Raw genomic sequence first — 15,143 nt, 5'->3', positions numbered from 1 at the left:
AGGAGCAGCCCATGCCGGCCGCAGCCCGTACCGGTGACCCCACCAGCCACGGCGGTGTCGTCGCCACCCCGCCGCCCGGTGCCGCCCAGGCGGTGGCGCGCGTGCTGATCGGCGGCCGTCCCGCCGCCGTGGTGGGCAGCCTGCACACCTGCCCGATGCCGCCGCACGCGCTGCTCGGGCCGGCCAACGTGATCGTGCCCGATCCCACCTCGCTCGTCAGGGGCCAGGTCCTCATCGGCGGGCTGCCGGCCGCGCGGGCCCGTGACAGGACCGCGTGCGGCGCGATGATCGTGACCGGTGCCCCGAACGTCCTGATCGGGGGCGTGTGATGAGCGAGCGGTTCATCGGCCGCGGCTGGGCGTTCCCGCTGCGCGTCGGGCCGACCGGCGGGATCGCCCTGGTCGAGCGGGAACGGGAGATCGAGGAGGCGATCCGTCTGGTGCTCGGCACCGCGCCCGGCGAGCGCCCCATGCGCCCCGACTTCGGCTGCGGCATCCACGACTACGTCTTCGCCCCCGGCGACGGTGCCACCGCCGGCGCGATCGCCCAGCAGGTGCGCGAGTCCCTCGAACGGTGGGAGCCGCGGATCGCGGTGGAGAACGTGGTGGTCGCCTTCGACACCGTCGACGCCGGCACCCTGTACATCGACGTGCACTACACCGTGCGGTCCACCAACGACCGGCGCAACCTGGTCTTCCCCTTCTACACGATCCCCTCCGACGGCCCCGACGAGGTGACCGGCGGGGTGACCGGTGAGATGGCCGGCGAAGGGGGTGCCGCCTGATGGCCCTGCCCTCCCCCAACCTGGACGACCGGCGGTTCCAGCAGCTCGTCGACGAGGCGAAGCGGTACGTGCAGCAGCGCGCCCCGGAGTGGACCGACCACAACGTGTCCGACCCGGGCGTCACTCTCATCGAGACGTTCGCCTACCTCGTGGACCAGTTGCTGTACCGGCTGAACCGGGTGCCGGACAAGAACTACACCGCCTTCCTCGACCTGCTGGGCATCCGCCTGTTCCCGCCGGCCGCGGCCGCGGCCGACGTCGACTTCTGGCTGTCGGCGCCGCAGCCCGACACGGTGGTGCTGCCCGCGGGCACCGAGGTGACCACCGCGCGCGGCGAGACCGACGAGCCCGTGGTGTTCACGACCACCGACGAACTGCGCGTCCTGCCCAGCGAACTGACGCGGCTGGTGACCGCTCCGCGGGGCGGGGCGCAGACCGACCGGACCGGGATGCTCGCCGAGGGCCGCGACATACCGTGTTTCCAGGCGGCTCCGCAGCCGGGTGACGCGCTGCTGTTCGGCCTGCCGACGGCGGTGCCGCGCTGCATCGTCGCGGTGCGCCTGGACAGCCGGGTGGAGGGCGTCGGCGTGGACCCGCGCCAGCCACCGCTCGCGTGGGAGGCGTGGGACGGCGGCGGCTGGCAGCTGTGCGAGACCGGTACGGACACCACCGGCGGGCTGAACCGGCCCGGTGAGGTCATCGTGCACGTGCCGGCCGGGCACACGGCGTCGGTGATCGGCGGTACCCGGGCCGGCTGGCTGCGCTGCCGCGTCACCGAGGCGGAGCCGGGCCAGCCCTTCTACTCGGAGTCCCCGACGGTGCGGGAGGCCGCGGTGTTCACGGTGGGCGGCACCATGGCGGTGGAGCACGCCGAGACCGTGACCGACGTGCCGCTCGGCACCTCGGAGGGGGTCGCGGGGCAGACGTTCCGGCTCGGCCGCCCGCCGGTCCTGCTCGACGGCGAGCCCCCCGTGGTGGAGGTGTCCTCGGCCGAGGGGTGGCAGCGCTGGGAGGTGGTGGAGCACTTCGGCCGGTCCGCGCCCGACGACCGGCACGTCCGGGTGGACGCCACCACCGGCGAGTTCGCCTTCCCGCCGGTGCTGCGGGAACCGGACGGCTCGCTGCGTCAGTGCGGCGCCGTGCCGCCCAAGGGCGCCCAGGTGCGGGTGGTCCGCTACCGCACCGGCGGCGGCCCGGCGGGCAACGTCGCCCGCGGCGCGATCTCCGTGCTGCGCAGCTCCGTCCCGTACGTGGCGCGGGTGGTCAACCGGGAGGCGGCGCGCGGCGGTGTCGCCGGGGAGACCGTCGCCAACGCCAAGCTGCGGGCGCCGGACGCGCTGCGGATGCAGGAACGCGCGGTGACCGCCGAGGACTACGAGATCATCAGCCGTCAGGCGGCGCCCTCGGTGCGCCGGGTGCGCTGTCTGCCCGCCGGTGACGACGCGGGCGCGGTACGGGTCCTGGTGGTGCCGGACGCGATCCCCGACGACGGCGACCGGCTCCGCTTCGAGCAGCTGATCCCGTCCGGGCAGGTGCTCCGGGCGATCACCGCGAGCCTCGACGAACGGCGACTGATCGGCACCCGGCTGGTGGTGGAGCCGCCGGTCTACCAGGGGGTCACCGTGGTGGCCCGGCTCGCGGCGGCGCGGGGCGACACCGACCGGGTGCGCGACGCGGCGCTCGACGCGCTGTTCGGGTACCTCGACCCGCTGCGCGGCGGCCCCGACGGCACGGGCTGGCCGTTCGGACGGCCGGTGCAGTACGGGGAGGTCTTCGGCGTGCTGCAGCGCGCCACCGGCAACGCGCTGGTGGAGGACGTCCGGCTGTTCCCCGCCGACCCGATCACCGGGCGGCGGGGGGCGCCGGCGGACCGCGTCGACGTGGCCGCGGGCGCGCTGGTCTTCTCCCACCAGCACCAGGTGGTGGTCTCGGCCGTCGAGCCGGAGGGGGGACGGGAGTGAGCCGCGCCGCCGTGCCCGGACTGCCGAGCAGGCACCCGATCGGCGGGCAGCTGCCCGCCCTGTACGCCGACGACGACCTCGCGCAGCGGTTCACCGCCGGTCTCGACACGGTGCTCGCACCGGTCTTCGCGACCCTCGACAACCTGCCCGCCTACCTCGACCCCCGGGTGGCCCCGGCGGACTTCCTGGCCTGGCTGGCGTCCTGGGTGGGCGCCGGCGACGACCCGCGGTGGCCCGTGGAGATACGCCGCGAGGCGGTCGCCCGGGCGGTCGAGCTGCACCGGTGGCGGGGCACCGCACGCGGCCTGGTCGAGGCCCTGCGGCTCGCGCTCGGCGTGCACGCCGAGGTGACCGGGCACGGCGGCGCCGTGTGGTCGGGCACCGCCGGCGCCGAGCTGCCGCCGAGGTCCGCGGAGACGCTGGTCCGGGTGTGGCCGGTCGCCGAGGGCCGGCCGGCCCCGGACCGGGTCCGCGAGATCGTCCGGGCCATGTGCCCGGTGCACACCGTATGCCGGGTGGAGATCCTGCCCGGCCCGCCCGCCGACGAAGGGAGGTGACGTCGTGCGCGCGTGTCCCGCGTGCGGGGCGTCCAACGCCCCGGACGACGACTTCTGCGGCAACTGCGGCACGTACCTGGGCTGGTCGGACAGCGCGCCGGGCCGGAACGGACGGCAGGGGCGCCCGCCCGCCCCGGACCCCGCCCCCGGGCCCGGCCCCGATCCGGCACCGGCGCCGCCCCCGCCGGACGAGCCCGCGCCCGCCGCGCCGTCCCGTACCTCGTCGCCGCGCACCCGGCCGGCGGGCCGTGACCGCGGCGCGGCGGGGACGGCGGACACCCCGCCGGCCGCGGCGGGCCCGCGTCCCGGCGCCGACGAGGCTCCCGGCGGCCGGGAGAGGCCCGCGGCCGACCCGCCCCGGGCCGGCTCCGACAGCACCGCTTCCTCCGCCCCGGCACCGGAGAAGTCCGCTGCCGCGCCCACCGGGTCCACGCCGGCAGCCCGCCCCGCCCGGCCCCCGGCCGCACCGCCGCCCTCCCGGGACGTACCGGGCCCCCGGCCCCCGGCCGCCGGAACAGCCGGCCCCGTCATGCCGGTGCGCCCCGCGAAGCCGGTGGCCCCACGGCCCGTCGTACGCCCCACGGCGGCGCCGGACGAGGTGGCGGGGGCGCCCTGCCCCGTGTGCGGCACACCGAACACGCCGGGCCGCCGGTTCTGCCGGCGCTGCGCGGCGGAGCTGATCCCCGCCGCGAAGCCCGCTCCGCTGCCGTGGTGGCGGACGGTGTGGCCGTTCCGCCGCCGGGTGCGGGCGGGTTCGGGCCGGGCGGTACGGCTCCTGGTGATCCTGGCCGTGGTGGTGGCCCTGGGCGTGGGCGGTTACCTGCTGCTGCCCGCCGGACGCGCCCTGTACGAGGACACCCTGGACAAGGTGAGCGGCGACCCGAAGCCCGTGACCCCGGTGGACATCCGGGCGAGCGACGAGGTGCCCGGGCACCCGGCGACGAACACCACGGACGGGCGGACCAACCGCTACTGGGGCGCGCCCGCGCCGGGCGCCTCGGTGACCTACGTCTTCCGCGAGCCGTTCCGGCTGGTCGACCTGATCATCACCAACGGCGCGTCCACGTCACCGGAGGACTACGCCCGCCAGGCACGCGCGACGCGTATGGACCTGGAGGTGACGTCGGAGGACGGCACGGTGCACCACGAGGAGCTCACCCTCGGCGACAGACCGGGCGGCCAGCCGATCCGGGCCGGGATCAGCGACGTGACGACGGTACGCCTGGTCCTGCGCGAGCCCGTGGACCTGACCGCGGGCCGTCATCTTGCTCTGGGGGAGGTGGAGTTCTTCCAGCGGGGCTGACCGGCGTGGGGCCCCTCCCGGCGCCGCCGTACCGTGGGACGGTGCGTGCGGGGCGGCTCTCCGGCGCCGCCCGCGAACGCGTTCCGCGTGCGGTCCCGGACCTCGGGTACCGGCCCGACGCCAGGTCCCGCCGGCTGCGCACCGGCCGCGGCGGGGTCCTGCTGCTCACGTCCTCAGCCCGCTCGTCCCGCGCCCGGGAGGCGACCGCTCGTCCGCTCGCACGCGGCCGGCGCCGGACGGGGGTGATCGGCCGTCAGACGGTGCCGCACGCGGCGACCCGGGCGGTTCCGTCCGACGGGCCACCGCGAGGCCCTGAGGTCGGCCGGGCTGACGTACCACGAGGCCCTCGCGCCCGCCGTCGCCGCCTGTCACCGGGCCGACGGCGCGTCGTCGAAGCCGACGACCGCGACGTCACCGGGGACGGCCGGCCCCCGGTCCCGCGGGACGTGCAGCGCCCCTCGGCCGGCGCGAGCGCCAGCGGCGGTGCGCGGTGCCCGGCGGGACCGTCCGCGCCCACGGTGCGGAAGCGGGCGGCTGTCAGTGCCGGGCCGTAGTGTGCTCGGCGGGTCCGGTGCTCACGCGACGCCGGAGCCGACACGGGCATCACGACTCGAACACCGGACACCGAACACCGAACCGCCCGAGCTCGTCGTGACCCGACGGCTCGGGCCCGACGCACCGGAGTACACCTCATGAGGATTCACCTGACCAGCGTCTTCGTCGACGACCAGGAGACGGCCCTGCGCTTCTACACGGACGTGCTGGGGTTCGTGACGAAGCACGACGTCCCGGCGGGCGCCGACCGGTGGCTGACCGTGGTCTCGCCGGAGGACCCCGACGGGACGGAACTGCTGCTCGAGCCGTCCGGTCACCCCGCGGTGCAGCCCTACAGAACCGCCCTGGTCAAGGACGGCATCCCGGCCGTGTCCTTCGCCGTGGACGACGTGCGGGCGGAGTTCGACCGGCTGCGCGGACTCGGGGTGCGCTTCACCCAGGAGCCTGCGGAGGCGGGCGGGGTCACCACCGCGGTCCTGGACGACACCTGCGGCAACCTGGTCCAGATCGTGCACGGCGGGTAGGCCCCCGCCCACGGCGGAGGGCCGCCGGACACGGTCTGCCGACGGGACACCCGCCGCAGCTCGGCGAGGCCCTGGCGAAGGCCGGACCCGTGGTGCACGTCCTCGCCTGGGGCCCCACCCCGCACACGCCCGTTTCACACCGTTGTCGACGGTGGCACAGGCGTTGGGTGCACACGGTGCCGCCCTCCCTGTTCCGCACGGCTTCACCGACGGCCTCCGGATCACCGGCGACGGCCCGGCTGCGCGCGGACCGGACTCGGGAGCCCGGCAGCGCCACCACCCCGGCAGCGGATCAGGGTCTGGGCAGGGCGCGCAGCGCGGTGGCCAGGACGGCGCCGGGCAGCAGCAGGCAGGCTTCGCCCAGGCCGTAGACCAGCCAGCGGGGCATCCGGGCCCAGTGTTCGTGCGGGACGCCGCCCAGCACGCCGGCGCCCACCGCCAGCGCCCCGCTGACCGCCAGCGTCGTCCAGGCGCAGTGGCCGACCCGGCGGTCGAGCACCGTCTCGTCGCGCCAGCGGGCGGGAGGCGGCGCCGGACGCGGGCCGGTCGGCGGATACGGCGGCGGCGGACGGAGCCAGCAGCACGTCAGGGTGGCCATCACGGCCACACCGCTGCCCCACATCAGGGCGTCCGACCAGGGAGCGGCCTGCCGCCGCAGCATCGCGTTGTTGAAGCCGAGCGAGGCCACGGTCACCATCAGGGCGGAGAACTGCGCGGTGAAGTGCACCAGCTGACGGAAGAAGCGGATCTCGTGGTGTCCGGCGCGCTGGTAGGCGGGCAGCAGCCAGGCCAGCGCGGCGATCACCACCACGGCGTCCGCGGCCAGGATCGCCCCGGACAGCAGTTGGCCGGTCCAGGAGCGCAGGCACACCATCTCGCCCGCCACCAGCGCGTACAGGTACGAGGCGGTGGCCAGCCCGAAGAAGGAGGGGAGCAGCAGCCGCAGTCCCCGTGAGGCGTGCCCGTCACCGCCGGGCGGGTTCTTCTGGCCGATCACCACCACGATGCCGGCGAAGACGAAACCCGCGAACACGCCGCAGAAGGCGCTCATGGCGCCGGCGGACGCGATCGGGTTCCAGTCGGCCGGCCCGCGCGTACAGGTGTCCGGGGTGAACGTGTCGGGGCGTACCAGCGGCAACGCCCCCAGGGAAGGCATGGGAGTCATCGCGGTCGATGGTGGCCGCTCCCGTCCGGCCGACGAGGCGCAATCGTCGCGCTCACCGGCCGGGAAGCGAAGCGCGCAGCGCGCGCCCGGCGCGCGCCTCACCGTGTCGCGCCGAAGCGGTACGTCGGCACTCCGCACCGGTCCGCCCGGAAGCCCACGTTCCGCAGCGGTTCCCCACCACCCGGCCACCCTCAGGAAGCGATCACGTTCTCACCGTGGATCCATACGCATACCTCCACCAAACCGTCCCATATGCAGGGTGGTTGACGGAGCGTTACCACATCCGAGTGATATGATCACGGCACTTGCCGATCAGATGTTCCCTTCGAGTGACGCCTGCGGCAAGGGTGATCCGGGCGGCGACCGCGACCGCCATCGAGGGTCCGCACGGACAGGTTCCAGTCACTGGACTCCAGTCACTCAAAGAGAGTCATATGTCGAACTACTTGCAGGATCCGGCACTCTGGGCGCTCGCCGCCGGTGTCCCTGCTGCGGCCACGATCGTTGTGCGCCAGCGCAAGACACTCAGAACGTTACGCCTGGACAAGCAGAGGCTCGAGTCCTCGCACGCCGAGCTGGAGGGCCAGAACGCCGAGCTCGCCGCGGGCCTCGCCGAGCTGCGCAGCGGTTACGACGAGGTCGTCCGGCAGGCCAAGGAGGAGGCGGAGAACGCCACCAAGACCGTGCTGAAGTCCGCCATGCGGACGCTGCAGGGTCTCGCGGCGGAGCAGCAGAAGGCGATCTCGCAGCTGCAGCAGAAGTACGGCGACTCGGCGGTCCTGCGGGACCTGCTGGACATCGACCACATGAACAGCCAGTTCGGCAGGCGCGCGCAGTCCATCGCCGTCCTCTGCCAGGGCTGGCTGGGCAGGCAGCGGGACCCCGCCTCGGTCTACGACGTGATCCGCAGCGCCCAGGGCAGGATCCGCCACTTCTCGCGGGTCGAGATCCTCTCCCAGGTCGACTTCGCCGTGACCAGCCGGGCGGTCGAGCCGGTCGCGCTGGCGGTCGCCGAACTGCTCGACAACGCCACGAGCTACTCGGCGCCGGAGACCGTGGTCGAGATCAACGTACGCACGGTGCCGAGCGGCATCTGCGTGGTGATCGACGACGCGGGTGTCGGCATGAACGAGGAGGAGAAGACCCACGCCTCCGCCCTCCTGTCGGGCGCGCGTGCGGCCAGCGTCAGTGAGCTCGGCAACCCGCCCCAGTTCGGCTTCGCGGTGATCGGCGCCCTGTGCGCCCGCTACGGCTTCAAGGTGACGGTCGACACCGCCTCCCCCTACGGAGGCGTCCGCGCGGTGGTGCTCCTCCCGGAGGAACTGCTCACCAGCATGCCGGAGCCGAAGAGGCCCGCCGCCGCCCCGCAGCCGGAGACCGGATCGTACGGGAGCGAGCCGGGCACCGCGGCGACCACGGCCGACGGGCTGCCCAAGCGCCGGCGCAGACGGGCCATGTCCGTCGTGCCGAGCACCGACACCCCCGCACGCACTCCGGCTCGGTCGAGCAGGGAGACGGCCTCGATCCTGGGTGCCTTCCAGCGGGGCACCGAGCACGGCCGGACCACCCTGCCGGACACCGAGCGCCCGCCGAGCCCCGCCGACGTACGCAAAGGACCTGACGCCCCGTGAGTACCGATCTGTCCTGGATGCTCAACAGCGCCCTGGAGATTCCCGGGGCCCTGCACGCGGTCCTGGTCTCCGCCGACGGCCTGCCGATCTCCCGCACGGCCGAGCTCGACCGGGACTCGGCCGACAAGGTCGCGGCCGCCATGAGCGGAGTGCAGTCCCTCAGCCGCTCCCTCGGCTTCTTCTGCGACGACGACACCCTGCAGTGGCGGCAGACCCTGGTCGAGTTCGACGGCGGCTGGGTCTTCCTGATCTCCGCGGGAACGGGCGCCTACCTCGCGGTCGCGGCGACCCTCGAGGTCGACATGGCCGACATCACCTTCCGCATGCAGCAGCTCGTCGGCCAGCTGGGCAAGGAACTGGCGACGGCACCCCGCGACGGCATCGGCCACCGCCCATGACCGACCACAGCCTCCCGGAGCACGACTCCGAGACCGACGCCGAACTGGAAGCGGCCGACTTAGTCCGGCCCTACGTCATCACCGGCGGACGGGAGCTGCCCGCCGAGCACCAGTTCTCGCTCATCACCCTGGTCACGACCGCCGCCGACCAGCGGCAGCGCCCCAACCGGCTCTCGCCCGAGGAGCAACAGCTGCTGGAGATGTGCTCCGGCGGCTACCTCTCCGTCGCCGAGATCGCCGGGCACACCCAGCTCCCCCTGGGTGTGCTCAAGGTGCTTCTCAGTTCCCTCACCGAAGGCGGCTACCTGGTCACCCGTGCACCGGTGCCCCAGGCGCGCCTGGTCGACAAAGAGCTTCTTCAGGAGGTGCTGAATGGTCTCCAGGCCCGCCTTGGATGATCACGCCTACGTGCGGTCCGGCGCGGAGCAGACGGCGGTCAAGATCCTGGTCGTCGGGCACTTCGCGGTCGGCAAGACCACGTTCATCGGCACGCTCTCCGAGATCACCCCGCTCTCCACCGAGGAGAGCATGACCCGCGTCTCCGAGACCGTGGACGACCTCAAGGGGGTACGGGGCAAGACCACCACCACGGTCGCCCTGGACTTCGGCCGCCTGACGCTCAGCGACCGCGTGGTGCTCTACCTGTTCGGCACCCCGGGGCAGGAACGGTTCGTCAACCTCTGGGAGGACATGGCCCGCGGCGCCCTCGGCGCGCTGGTCCTGGTGGACCCCGAGCGGCTGTCGGACTCCTTCGCCGTCATGGACCTGGTCGAGGAGCACGGGCTCGCCTACGCCATCGGCATCAACCACTTCGACGGCACCCCGTCGCGTACGGAGGCGGCGGTGCGCGAGGCGCTCGACCTGCTCCCCGAGACCCCGGTCGTCGTCATGGACGCACGGGATGAACGATCGTCCACGGACGCCCTGATCACGCTTGTTCGCTACCTACAGCAACGCGCCGCTCTGGAGCACGCATGACCACCACCCCCGTCCCGCCGCCCGGCTGCCCCGCGCACGACAGCGGCCGGCCGATCCCCCTGCACACGGCGCAGTTCGCCGCCGACCCGCAGGCGTTCTACGCGTACATGCGCCACCACGGGCCCGCCTCGTCCGTGGAGCTCTCCCCCGGTGTGGAGGCGACCCTCGTCACGGACTACGGCGCCGCGCTCGACCTGCTGCAGAACCCGGCGGTCTTCCGTAAGGACTCGCACCACTGGCAGGCCCTCAACGACGGGGAGATCCCCCCGGACAGCCCGGTCCTGCCCCTGCTCGTCCCCCGGCCCAACTGCATGTTCACCGACGGCGCCGAGCACCTGCGGCTGCGCCAGGCCGTCACCGACAGCTTCGCGCGCGTCAGCGACCTGAGGCTGAGCCAGATCGTCGAGCGGGTCTCCCAGTACCTCATCGCCCAGTTCAGCGCCCGTGGTTCGGCCGACCTGCTCAACGACTACGCCAAGCCGCTGCCCCTGTTCGTGTTCAACGAGCTCTTCGGCTGCCCGCCGGAGATCGGTGACCGGGTGATGTTCGGCATCGCCGGCATGTTCGACGGTGTCAACGCCGAGCAGGCCAACCAGGTGCTCTTCCAGGCCGTCACCGAGCTGGTGGCCCTGAAGCGGGCCAAGCCGGGCGAGGACGTCACCTCCTGGCTGATGGAGCACTCGGCCCAGCTGAACGACATGGAGATGGCCCACCAGCTGGTGCTGCTGCTCGGCTCCGGTGCCGAGCCGCTGCGCGGTCTCATCGGCAACACCCTGCACCAGGTGCTCACCGACGAGCGATTCGCGAGCAGCGGACTGCTCGACGAGGCCCTCGACGAGACCCTGTGGCGCAACCCGCCCATGGCCAACTACGCCCCCCACTACCCGGCCGTGGACACGGACGTGGCCGGTCACCAGGTGCGGGCCGGTGAGCTGGTGCTGGTGAGCTTCGCCGCCGCCAACGCCGCCCTCGCGGACCAGGCCGGCAGCACCCGGGGTCATCTCGCCTGGAGCGCGGGACCGCACGGGTGCCCCTCCAAGGAGCCCGCCCGGCTCATCACCCTGGCCGCCATCGAGCACCTGCTCAACGAGCTGCCCGACGTGGAGCTCTCGGTCCCCGCGGACAGTCTGGCCTGGCGTCCCGGCCCCTTCAACCGGGCGCTGGCACAGCTGCCCGTCCGGTTCGGTCCCGTCACGCCGCGCGTCCCCGTGCGGCCCGAGACCCAGGAGTCGCCCGAGACGCCGGAGGCGCCCCAGCCCTCGGTGACCGGCACCGACGACCGGGGCAAGGGCAAGCGTCCCGGCCGCTGGAGCGCCTTCCTGTCCTGGCTGCAGGGGTGAATGGTCTCCTCCGTGATCGCCACGCGATGTGACGCAGGAGACACATGAGGTCGTTGCACGTTGCATGAACGTTTTTCCGCCGGGGTAGGACTGCGCGGACCCTCTGGGTTGTCACACGTTGAAGGAGGGGCATTGCAGCCCACTGACATACCCGCTCGCCGTCCCGCGGACCGGTCGCCCCGGCGGCCGTCGCCTCTCGGGCGCCCCGGGCCGGGAACGACGCGCGCAGGCGCGGGCACCGGACGCGCCGCAGCACACGGCCGGATACCCGCCTCCCCCGGCGGGTATCTTTTTGCGCCCCCGCCGCCCTCGCCCACCGGGGCGGCACCCGCCGGGTTACTCCCGACGCGCGCCGCACACCGGCACCGGGAGGTGCGGTGAGCGTGACATCGACGACCGGCGCACCGGCCGCGGAACCCGGCGGAACGACGCTCGGCGACCACGTGCTCGGCCAGCTGCTGCGCCTGTGCGCCGTCGCCGGGCTGGCGGACGCGGACACGGCCACGTACGGGCAGGTCCTCCTGGACTCCCTGGGCGACACCGCGCTGCGGCCGTTGTCGCTCCCCCCGCTCTCGCCCAGCTTCATCTCCGACGACCACACCCCGGTCGAGTTCTCCCTCGCCCTCACCCCGGACGCCGCCCCCGTCCTGCGGATGCTGGTCGAACCCGGGTTCGCCGCGGCCGACATGGACGGCAGCGGACGCGTCGGCCTGTCGGTCATCCGTGACATGGCCGGCCGGTGGGACTTCTCCACCGCCCAGCTCGACGCGCTGGAGGACCTCTTCTTCCCGGCCGCCGCCGAGGGACCGCTCGCGCTCTGGTACGCGCTGGAGCTGCGCCCCGGCGGCGTACCCGGGGTCAAGGTCTATCTCAACCCCTCCGCCGGCGGCGCCGGGCACTGCTCCCGGACCGTGCGGGAGGCCCTGCGACGGCTCGGGCACCGCGACGCGTACGCGGCGCTCCCCGACGGGGCCGGCCACCCCTTCCTCGCCCTCGACCTGGGCAGCTGGACGACGCCGCGCGTCAAGGTGTACGTCACCCACCCCCGCCTGTCCGCCGCCGACGCCCGCGCGATGAGCCGTACGGTGCCCGGCCTGGCGGCGGACCAGGTCGAGACCTTCTTCCACCTGGCCGCCGGAACGGCCCCGCCGCTCGGGCCGGGAGCCGAGGAGGAGACTCGGCTGCTGCGCCGTCCGGCGCTCAGCTGCCACGCCTTCACGGACAGCGGGACCGGCGCGCCGAGCGGCTTCACCCTGCACATCCCCGTCCGGGACTACGTCCGCGACGACGAGGAGGCCCTCGCCCGGGCGACGGCCCTGCTGACCCACTTCGGCATGGACGCCTCGGTCCTCAGCCGCGCCCTGACCGCGCTCACCCCGCGCGGGCTCGACGAGGGCGTCGGCCTGATCGCCTACCTGGCGCTCGCGCACCAGCGGAACCGGCAGCCCCGCATCACCGCCTACCTCTCCTCCGAGGCGTACGCGGTCCGCCCGCCGCTGTCCCTCCCCCAGCGCGCCGGAGCCGGCCGGGCCTGATCCGGGGACACCGCACCACCAGTCACACAGTGAACACGTAACGCAGAAAGAAGAGCCCACGTGGAGCCGTACCGCATCAAGGTCGTCGAGCCCCTCGCCCTCACCACCCGGCCACAGCGCGAGGCCGCCCTGAAACGCGTCGCCTACAACCCGTTCGACCTGCGGGCCGACGAGGTCACCATCGACCTGCTGAGCGACTCGGGGACCGGCGCGATATCCGCGGACCAGCTGGCCGCCGGCATGCGCGGCGACGAGTCCTACGCCGGGTCGCGCTCGTTCTACCGCTGGCACGAGGTCGTCACCGAACTCACCGGCTACCCGCACGTCCTCCCGGCCCACCAGGGCCGGGCGGCGGAGCGCATCCTGTTCTCCGCGCTCCTGAAGCCGGGTGACACCGTGGTGTCGAACACCCACTTCGACACCACCCGCGCCAACGTGGAGCTGACCGGCTGCCGGGCGCTCGACCTGCCCTGCGCCGAGGCCAGGGACCTCGACAGCGACTACCCCTTCAAGGGCAACATCGACCTGGCCGCCCTCGGGCAGGCGCTGGAGAACGCGGGCGAGTCGCCCGTGGCCGCCGTGCTGATGACCGTCACCAACAACGGCGGCGGCGGTCAGCCGGTCTCCATGGAAAACCTGCGGGGGGCGGCCGAACTCGCCCGCCGCCACGGCGTCCCGCTGATCCTGGACGCCGCGCGGTTCGCGGAGAACGCCTGGCTGGTGACCCGCCGCGAGCCCGGCTACCAGGACCGTACGCCCCGTCAGGTCGCCGAGGAGGCCTTCCGGCTGGCGGACGGGTGCGTGGTGAGCGCCAAGAAGGACGGCATCGTCCACATCGGCGGCTTCATCGGCCTCAAGGACCCCGAGCTGGCCGAACGGTGCAACGGACTGCTCATCGCCACCGAGGGCTTCTCCACCTACGGCGGCCTGTCCGGACGCGACCTCGAGATGATGACCCAGGGACTGCTGGAGGTCACCGAGCCGTCCTACCTGGCGGAGCGCGAGGAGGCGGCCGCCTACCTGGCCGACCGCATCCGTTCCGTCGGCGTCGACATCGTCGAGCCCTCCGGTCTGCACGCCCTCTACGTCAACGCCGGGCGCCTGCTGCCGCACATCCCGCCGCACCAGTACCCGGGCACCGCCCTGATGTGCGAGCTCTACCTGCGCGGCGGCATCCGCTCGGCGGAGCTGGGGTCCCTGTACCTCGGCGAGGAGGACGAGCACGGCAACCCCGTCCGGAGCGCGCCGTACGAACTGGTCCGGCTGGCGCTCCCGCGCCGGGTCTACACCCGCAGCCACTACGACCACGTCGCCCGGACCCTCGGGGACATCGCCAAGGACCCGGGCTCGGTGCACGGTTACCGCATCGTGGGCCAGTCGCCGATCCTCCGTCACTTCAGCATCAGACTGGAGCCGGTGACGCCGCAGAGCTGACGGCACCCCGCGGGTGCCGCCCCGTGACCCGCGGGCGCCGGAACAGGCACATGGTCCCGTTCCGTCACCCGCGGGCCAGGAAGCCGTCGATCTGCCGGCGGATCCCCGCCGCGTCCAGACCGTGTGCGGCGACGTGCTCCCGCCAGGTGCCGTACCGGCGGAGCTCCTCGCGCGCCGTGCCCAGGGGAAGGACGCGGTGGGGGACGTCGCGCAGCGCGTCCGCGGCGAAGGACACCGACGTGCCCGCCAGGTAGGGCTCGACCAGCACCACGTCGGCCGCCGTGGTCCCGGCGACGGCCGCGCGCAGCCCGGCGGCGTCGAACGGGCGGACCGTGGAGGCGTACAGCACGGTCACGTCCGTGCCGCGGGTCGCCTCCAGCGTGGCGTCGAGCAGCGGGCCGACCGCGACGACCACCCCGGCGCGGCCCTCGCGCAGCACCTGGAACCGCCCCGGGCCGACCGGCCGTGCCGTGCCGTTGGACTGTTCGCTCAGCCGTACGTACACCCGCGTGCCGGTCCCGGCGGCGGCGTGCCGGAGCAGTGCCTCGGCCTCGTCCGGGTGGCCCGGCACGTGGACGGTCCAGCCGTCGAGGGTGTCGAGGAGGGCGATGTCACCGGGGGCCTGGTGGGTCCGGCCGCCGGAGGCGACGTCGTACGAGGCGCCGGAGCTGACCAGGACCGCTTCCGCCGCCTGGTGGCCGAGGTCCAGCTTGACCTGTTCGAAGGGCCGCTCCACCAGGAAACTGGCGAAGGTGTGGACGATCGGGCGCAGACCGGTGAGGGCCATGCCGCCGGCGACACCGACGAGGAGCTGTTCGCGGATCCCCACGTCGACGACCCGGTGGGGGTGGGCCCGGGCGGCCCGCGCGAAACGGTCGGCCGAGATGACGGCCAGGACGACGGCGAGCCGGGGATCCTCGTCGAGGAGTTCGCTCGCGACGCGCGTGAAGCGTTCCCGCATGGTGTCCGTGTTCACGA

15 protein-coding genes are annotated in these 15,143 nt (G+C 73.8%); 13 read left to right on the top strand and 2 right to left on the bottom strand.

Translation table 11 applies throughout. From position 1 onward, the window contains the following. Nucleotides 1–11 precede the first annotated feature (11 nt). The 6 genes from IEZ04_RS11220 (at nt 12) to IEZ04_RS11195 (ending at nt 5,684) form a co-directional block, all read left to right on the top strand. Nucleotides 12–329: a PAAR domain-containing protein gene (locus IEZ04_RS11220; protein WP_189216581.1), complete on the top strand. Its 318-nt coding sequence runs from the start codon at nt 12–14 to the stop codon at nt 327–329. Beyond that, nucleotides 329–784 (top strand): GPW/gp25 family protein, encoded by a 456-nt coding sequence (locus tag IEZ04_RS11215; RefSeq protein WP_189216580.1) that lies wholly within the window; start codon nt 329–331, stop codon nt 782–784. The genes IEZ04_RS11220 and IEZ04_RS11215 overlap by 1 nt, the downstream gene beginning before the upstream one ends. Then, nucleotides 784–2,745: a putative baseplate assembly protein gene (locus tag IEZ04_RS11210; RefSeq protein WP_189216579.1), complete on the top strand. Its 1,962-nt coding sequence runs from the start codon at nt 784–786 to the stop codon at nt 2,743–2,745. Before IEZ04_RS11215 ends, IEZ04_RS11210 begins: the two co-directional genes overlap by 1 nt. Further along, entirely contained in the window at nt 2,742–3,302 is a 561-nt protein-coding gene (locus IEZ04_RS11205; RefSeq protein ID WP_189216578.1) for a phage tail protein, read from the top strand. The genes IEZ04_RS11210 and IEZ04_RS11205 overlap by 4 nt, the downstream gene beginning before the upstream one ends. Nucleotides 3,303–3,306: 4 nt before the next feature. Beyond that, a complete protein-coding gene (locus IEZ04_RS11200) occupies nt 3,307–4,605 on the top strand; it encodes a zinc ribbon domain-containing protein (RefSeq protein ID WP_189216577.1) in 1,299 nt (432 codons plus the stop codon). A gap of 692 nt (nt 4,606–5,297) precedes the next feature. Next, on the top strand, nt 5,298–5,684 hold the full coding sequence (locus IEZ04_RS11195; protein ID WP_189216576.1) for a VOC family protein: 387 nt from the start codon (nt 5,298–5,300) through the stop codon (nt 5,682–5,684). Nucleotides 5,685–5,976: 292 nt separating this feature from the next. Here IEZ04_RS11195 and IEZ04_RS11190 read toward each other — a convergent pair whose 3' ends face one another. Continuing rightward, a complete protein-coding gene (locus tag IEZ04_RS11190; RefSeq protein ID WP_229820951.1) occupies nt 5,977–6,849 on the bottom strand; it encodes a hypothetical protein in 873 nt (290 codons plus the stop codon). A 434-nt stretch (nt 6,850–7,283) separates the two neighbouring features. On the opposite strand from IEZ04_RS11190, the gene IEZ04_RS11185 reads away from it, so the two are divergent. From IEZ04_RS11185 to IEZ04_RS34735, 7 genes are all read left to right on the top strand, one after another. Beyond that, nucleotides 7,284–8,480, top strand: coding sequence for an ATP-binding protein (locus IEZ04_RS11185; RefSeq protein ID WP_189216575.1), 1,197 nt, complete (start codon nt 7,284–7,286; stop codon nt 8,478–8,480). Next, nucleotides 8,477–8,878, top strand: a complete 402-nt coding sequence (locus tag IEZ04_RS11180) for a roadblock/LC7 domain-containing protein (RefSeq protein WP_189216574.1) — start codon at nt 8,477–8,479, stop codon at nt 8,876–8,878. Before IEZ04_RS11185 ends, IEZ04_RS11180 begins: the two co-directional genes overlap by 4 nt. Then, nucleotides 8,875–9,276 (top strand): DUF742 domain-containing protein, encoded by a 402-nt coding sequence (locus IEZ04_RS11175; protein WP_189216573.1) that lies wholly within the window; start codon nt 8,875–8,877, stop codon nt 9,274–9,276. The genes IEZ04_RS11180 and IEZ04_RS11175 overlap by 4 nt, the downstream gene beginning before the upstream one ends. Next, complete coding sequence (locus IEZ04_RS11170) at nt 9,251–9,856, top strand: GTP-binding protein (RefSeq protein ID WP_189216572.1); 606 nt, start codon at nt 9,251–9,253, stop codon at nt 9,854–9,856. The genes IEZ04_RS11175 and IEZ04_RS11170 overlap by 26 nt, the downstream gene beginning before the upstream one ends. Next, nucleotides 9,853–11,196 (top strand): cytochrome P450, encoded by a 1,344-nt coding sequence (locus tag IEZ04_RS11165; protein ID WP_189216571.1) that lies wholly within the window; start codon nt 9,853–9,855, stop codon nt 11,194–11,196. Before IEZ04_RS11170 ends, IEZ04_RS11165 begins: the two co-directional genes overlap by 4 nt. 383 nt (nt 11,197–11,579) lie before the next feature. Then, complete coding sequence (locus IEZ04_RS34740) at nt 11,580–12,731, top strand: tryptophan dimethylallyltransferase family protein (protein ID WP_229820950.1); 1,152 nt, start codon at nt 11,580–11,582, stop codon at nt 12,729–12,731. A gap of 60 nt (nt 12,732–12,791) precedes the next feature. Beyond that, nucleotides 12,792–14,165, top strand: a complete 1,374-nt coding sequence (locus IEZ04_RS34735; protein ID WP_229820949.1) for a tryptophanase — start codon at nt 12,792–12,794, stop codon at nt 14,163–14,165. Between the two features lie 64 nt (nt 14,166–14,229). On the opposite strand, the gene IEZ04_RS11155 is transcribed toward IEZ04_RS34735, so the two are convergent. Next, a complete protein-coding gene (locus IEZ04_RS11155; RefSeq protein ID WP_189216667.1) occupies nt 14,230–15,126 on the bottom strand; it encodes a transketolase family protein in 897 nt (298 codons plus the stop codon). Nucleotides 15,127–15,143: the final 17 nt, after the last annotated feature.

It is taken from the genome of Streptomyces ruber (assembly GCF_014648075.1).
GTDB classification, from domain to species: domain Bacteria; phylum Actinomycetota; class Actinomycetes; order Streptomycetales; family Streptomycetaceae; genus Streptomyces; species Streptomyces ruber.
Note: the sequence above shows the minus strand (reverse complement) of the source record. Positions and strands in the feature narration are given on the sequence as shown.

Bases quoted from the DNA above. Each gene is read 5' to 3' on its own strand.
- IEZ04_RS11175 (WP_189216573.1), top strand. From the start codon at position 8,875: ATGACCGACCACAGCCTCCCGGAGCACGACTCCGAGACCGACGCCGAA.
- IEZ04_RS11185 (WP_189216575.1), top strand. From the start codon at position 7,284: ATGTCGAACTACTTGCAGGATCCGGCACTCTGGGCGCTCGCCGCCGGT.
- IEZ04_RS11170 (WP_189216572.1), top strand. From the start codon at position 9,251: ATGGTCTCCAGGCCCGCCTTGGATGATCACGCCTACGTGCGGTCCGGC.
- IEZ04_RS11165 (WP_189216571.1), top strand. From the start codon at position 9,853: ATGACCACCACCCCCGTCCCGCCGCCCGGCTGCCCCGCGCACGACAGC.
- IEZ04_RS11155 (WP_189216667.1), bottom strand. From the start codon at position 15,126: ATGCGGGAACGCTTCACGCGCGTCGCGAGCGAACTCCTCGACGAGGAT.
- IEZ04_RS11220 (WP_189216581.1), top strand. From the start codon at position 12: ATGCCGGCCGCAGCCCGTACCGGTGACCCCACCAGCCACGGCGGTGTC.
- IEZ04_RS11215 (WP_189216580.1), top strand. From the start codon at position 329: ATGAGCGAGCGGTTCATCGGCCGCGGCTGGGCGTTCCCGCTGCGCGTC.
- IEZ04_RS11195 (WP_189216576.1), top strand. From the start codon at position 5,298: ATGAGGATTCACCTGACCAGCGTCTTCGTCGACGACCAGGAGACGGCC.
- IEZ04_RS11190 (WP_229820951.1), bottom strand. From the start codon at position 6,849: ATGACTCCCATGCCTTCCCTGGGGGCGTTGCCGCTGGTACGCCCCGAC.
- IEZ04_RS11210 (WP_189216579.1), top strand. From the start codon at position 784: ATGGCCCTGCCCTCCCCCAACCTGGACGACCGGCGGTTCCAGCAGCTC.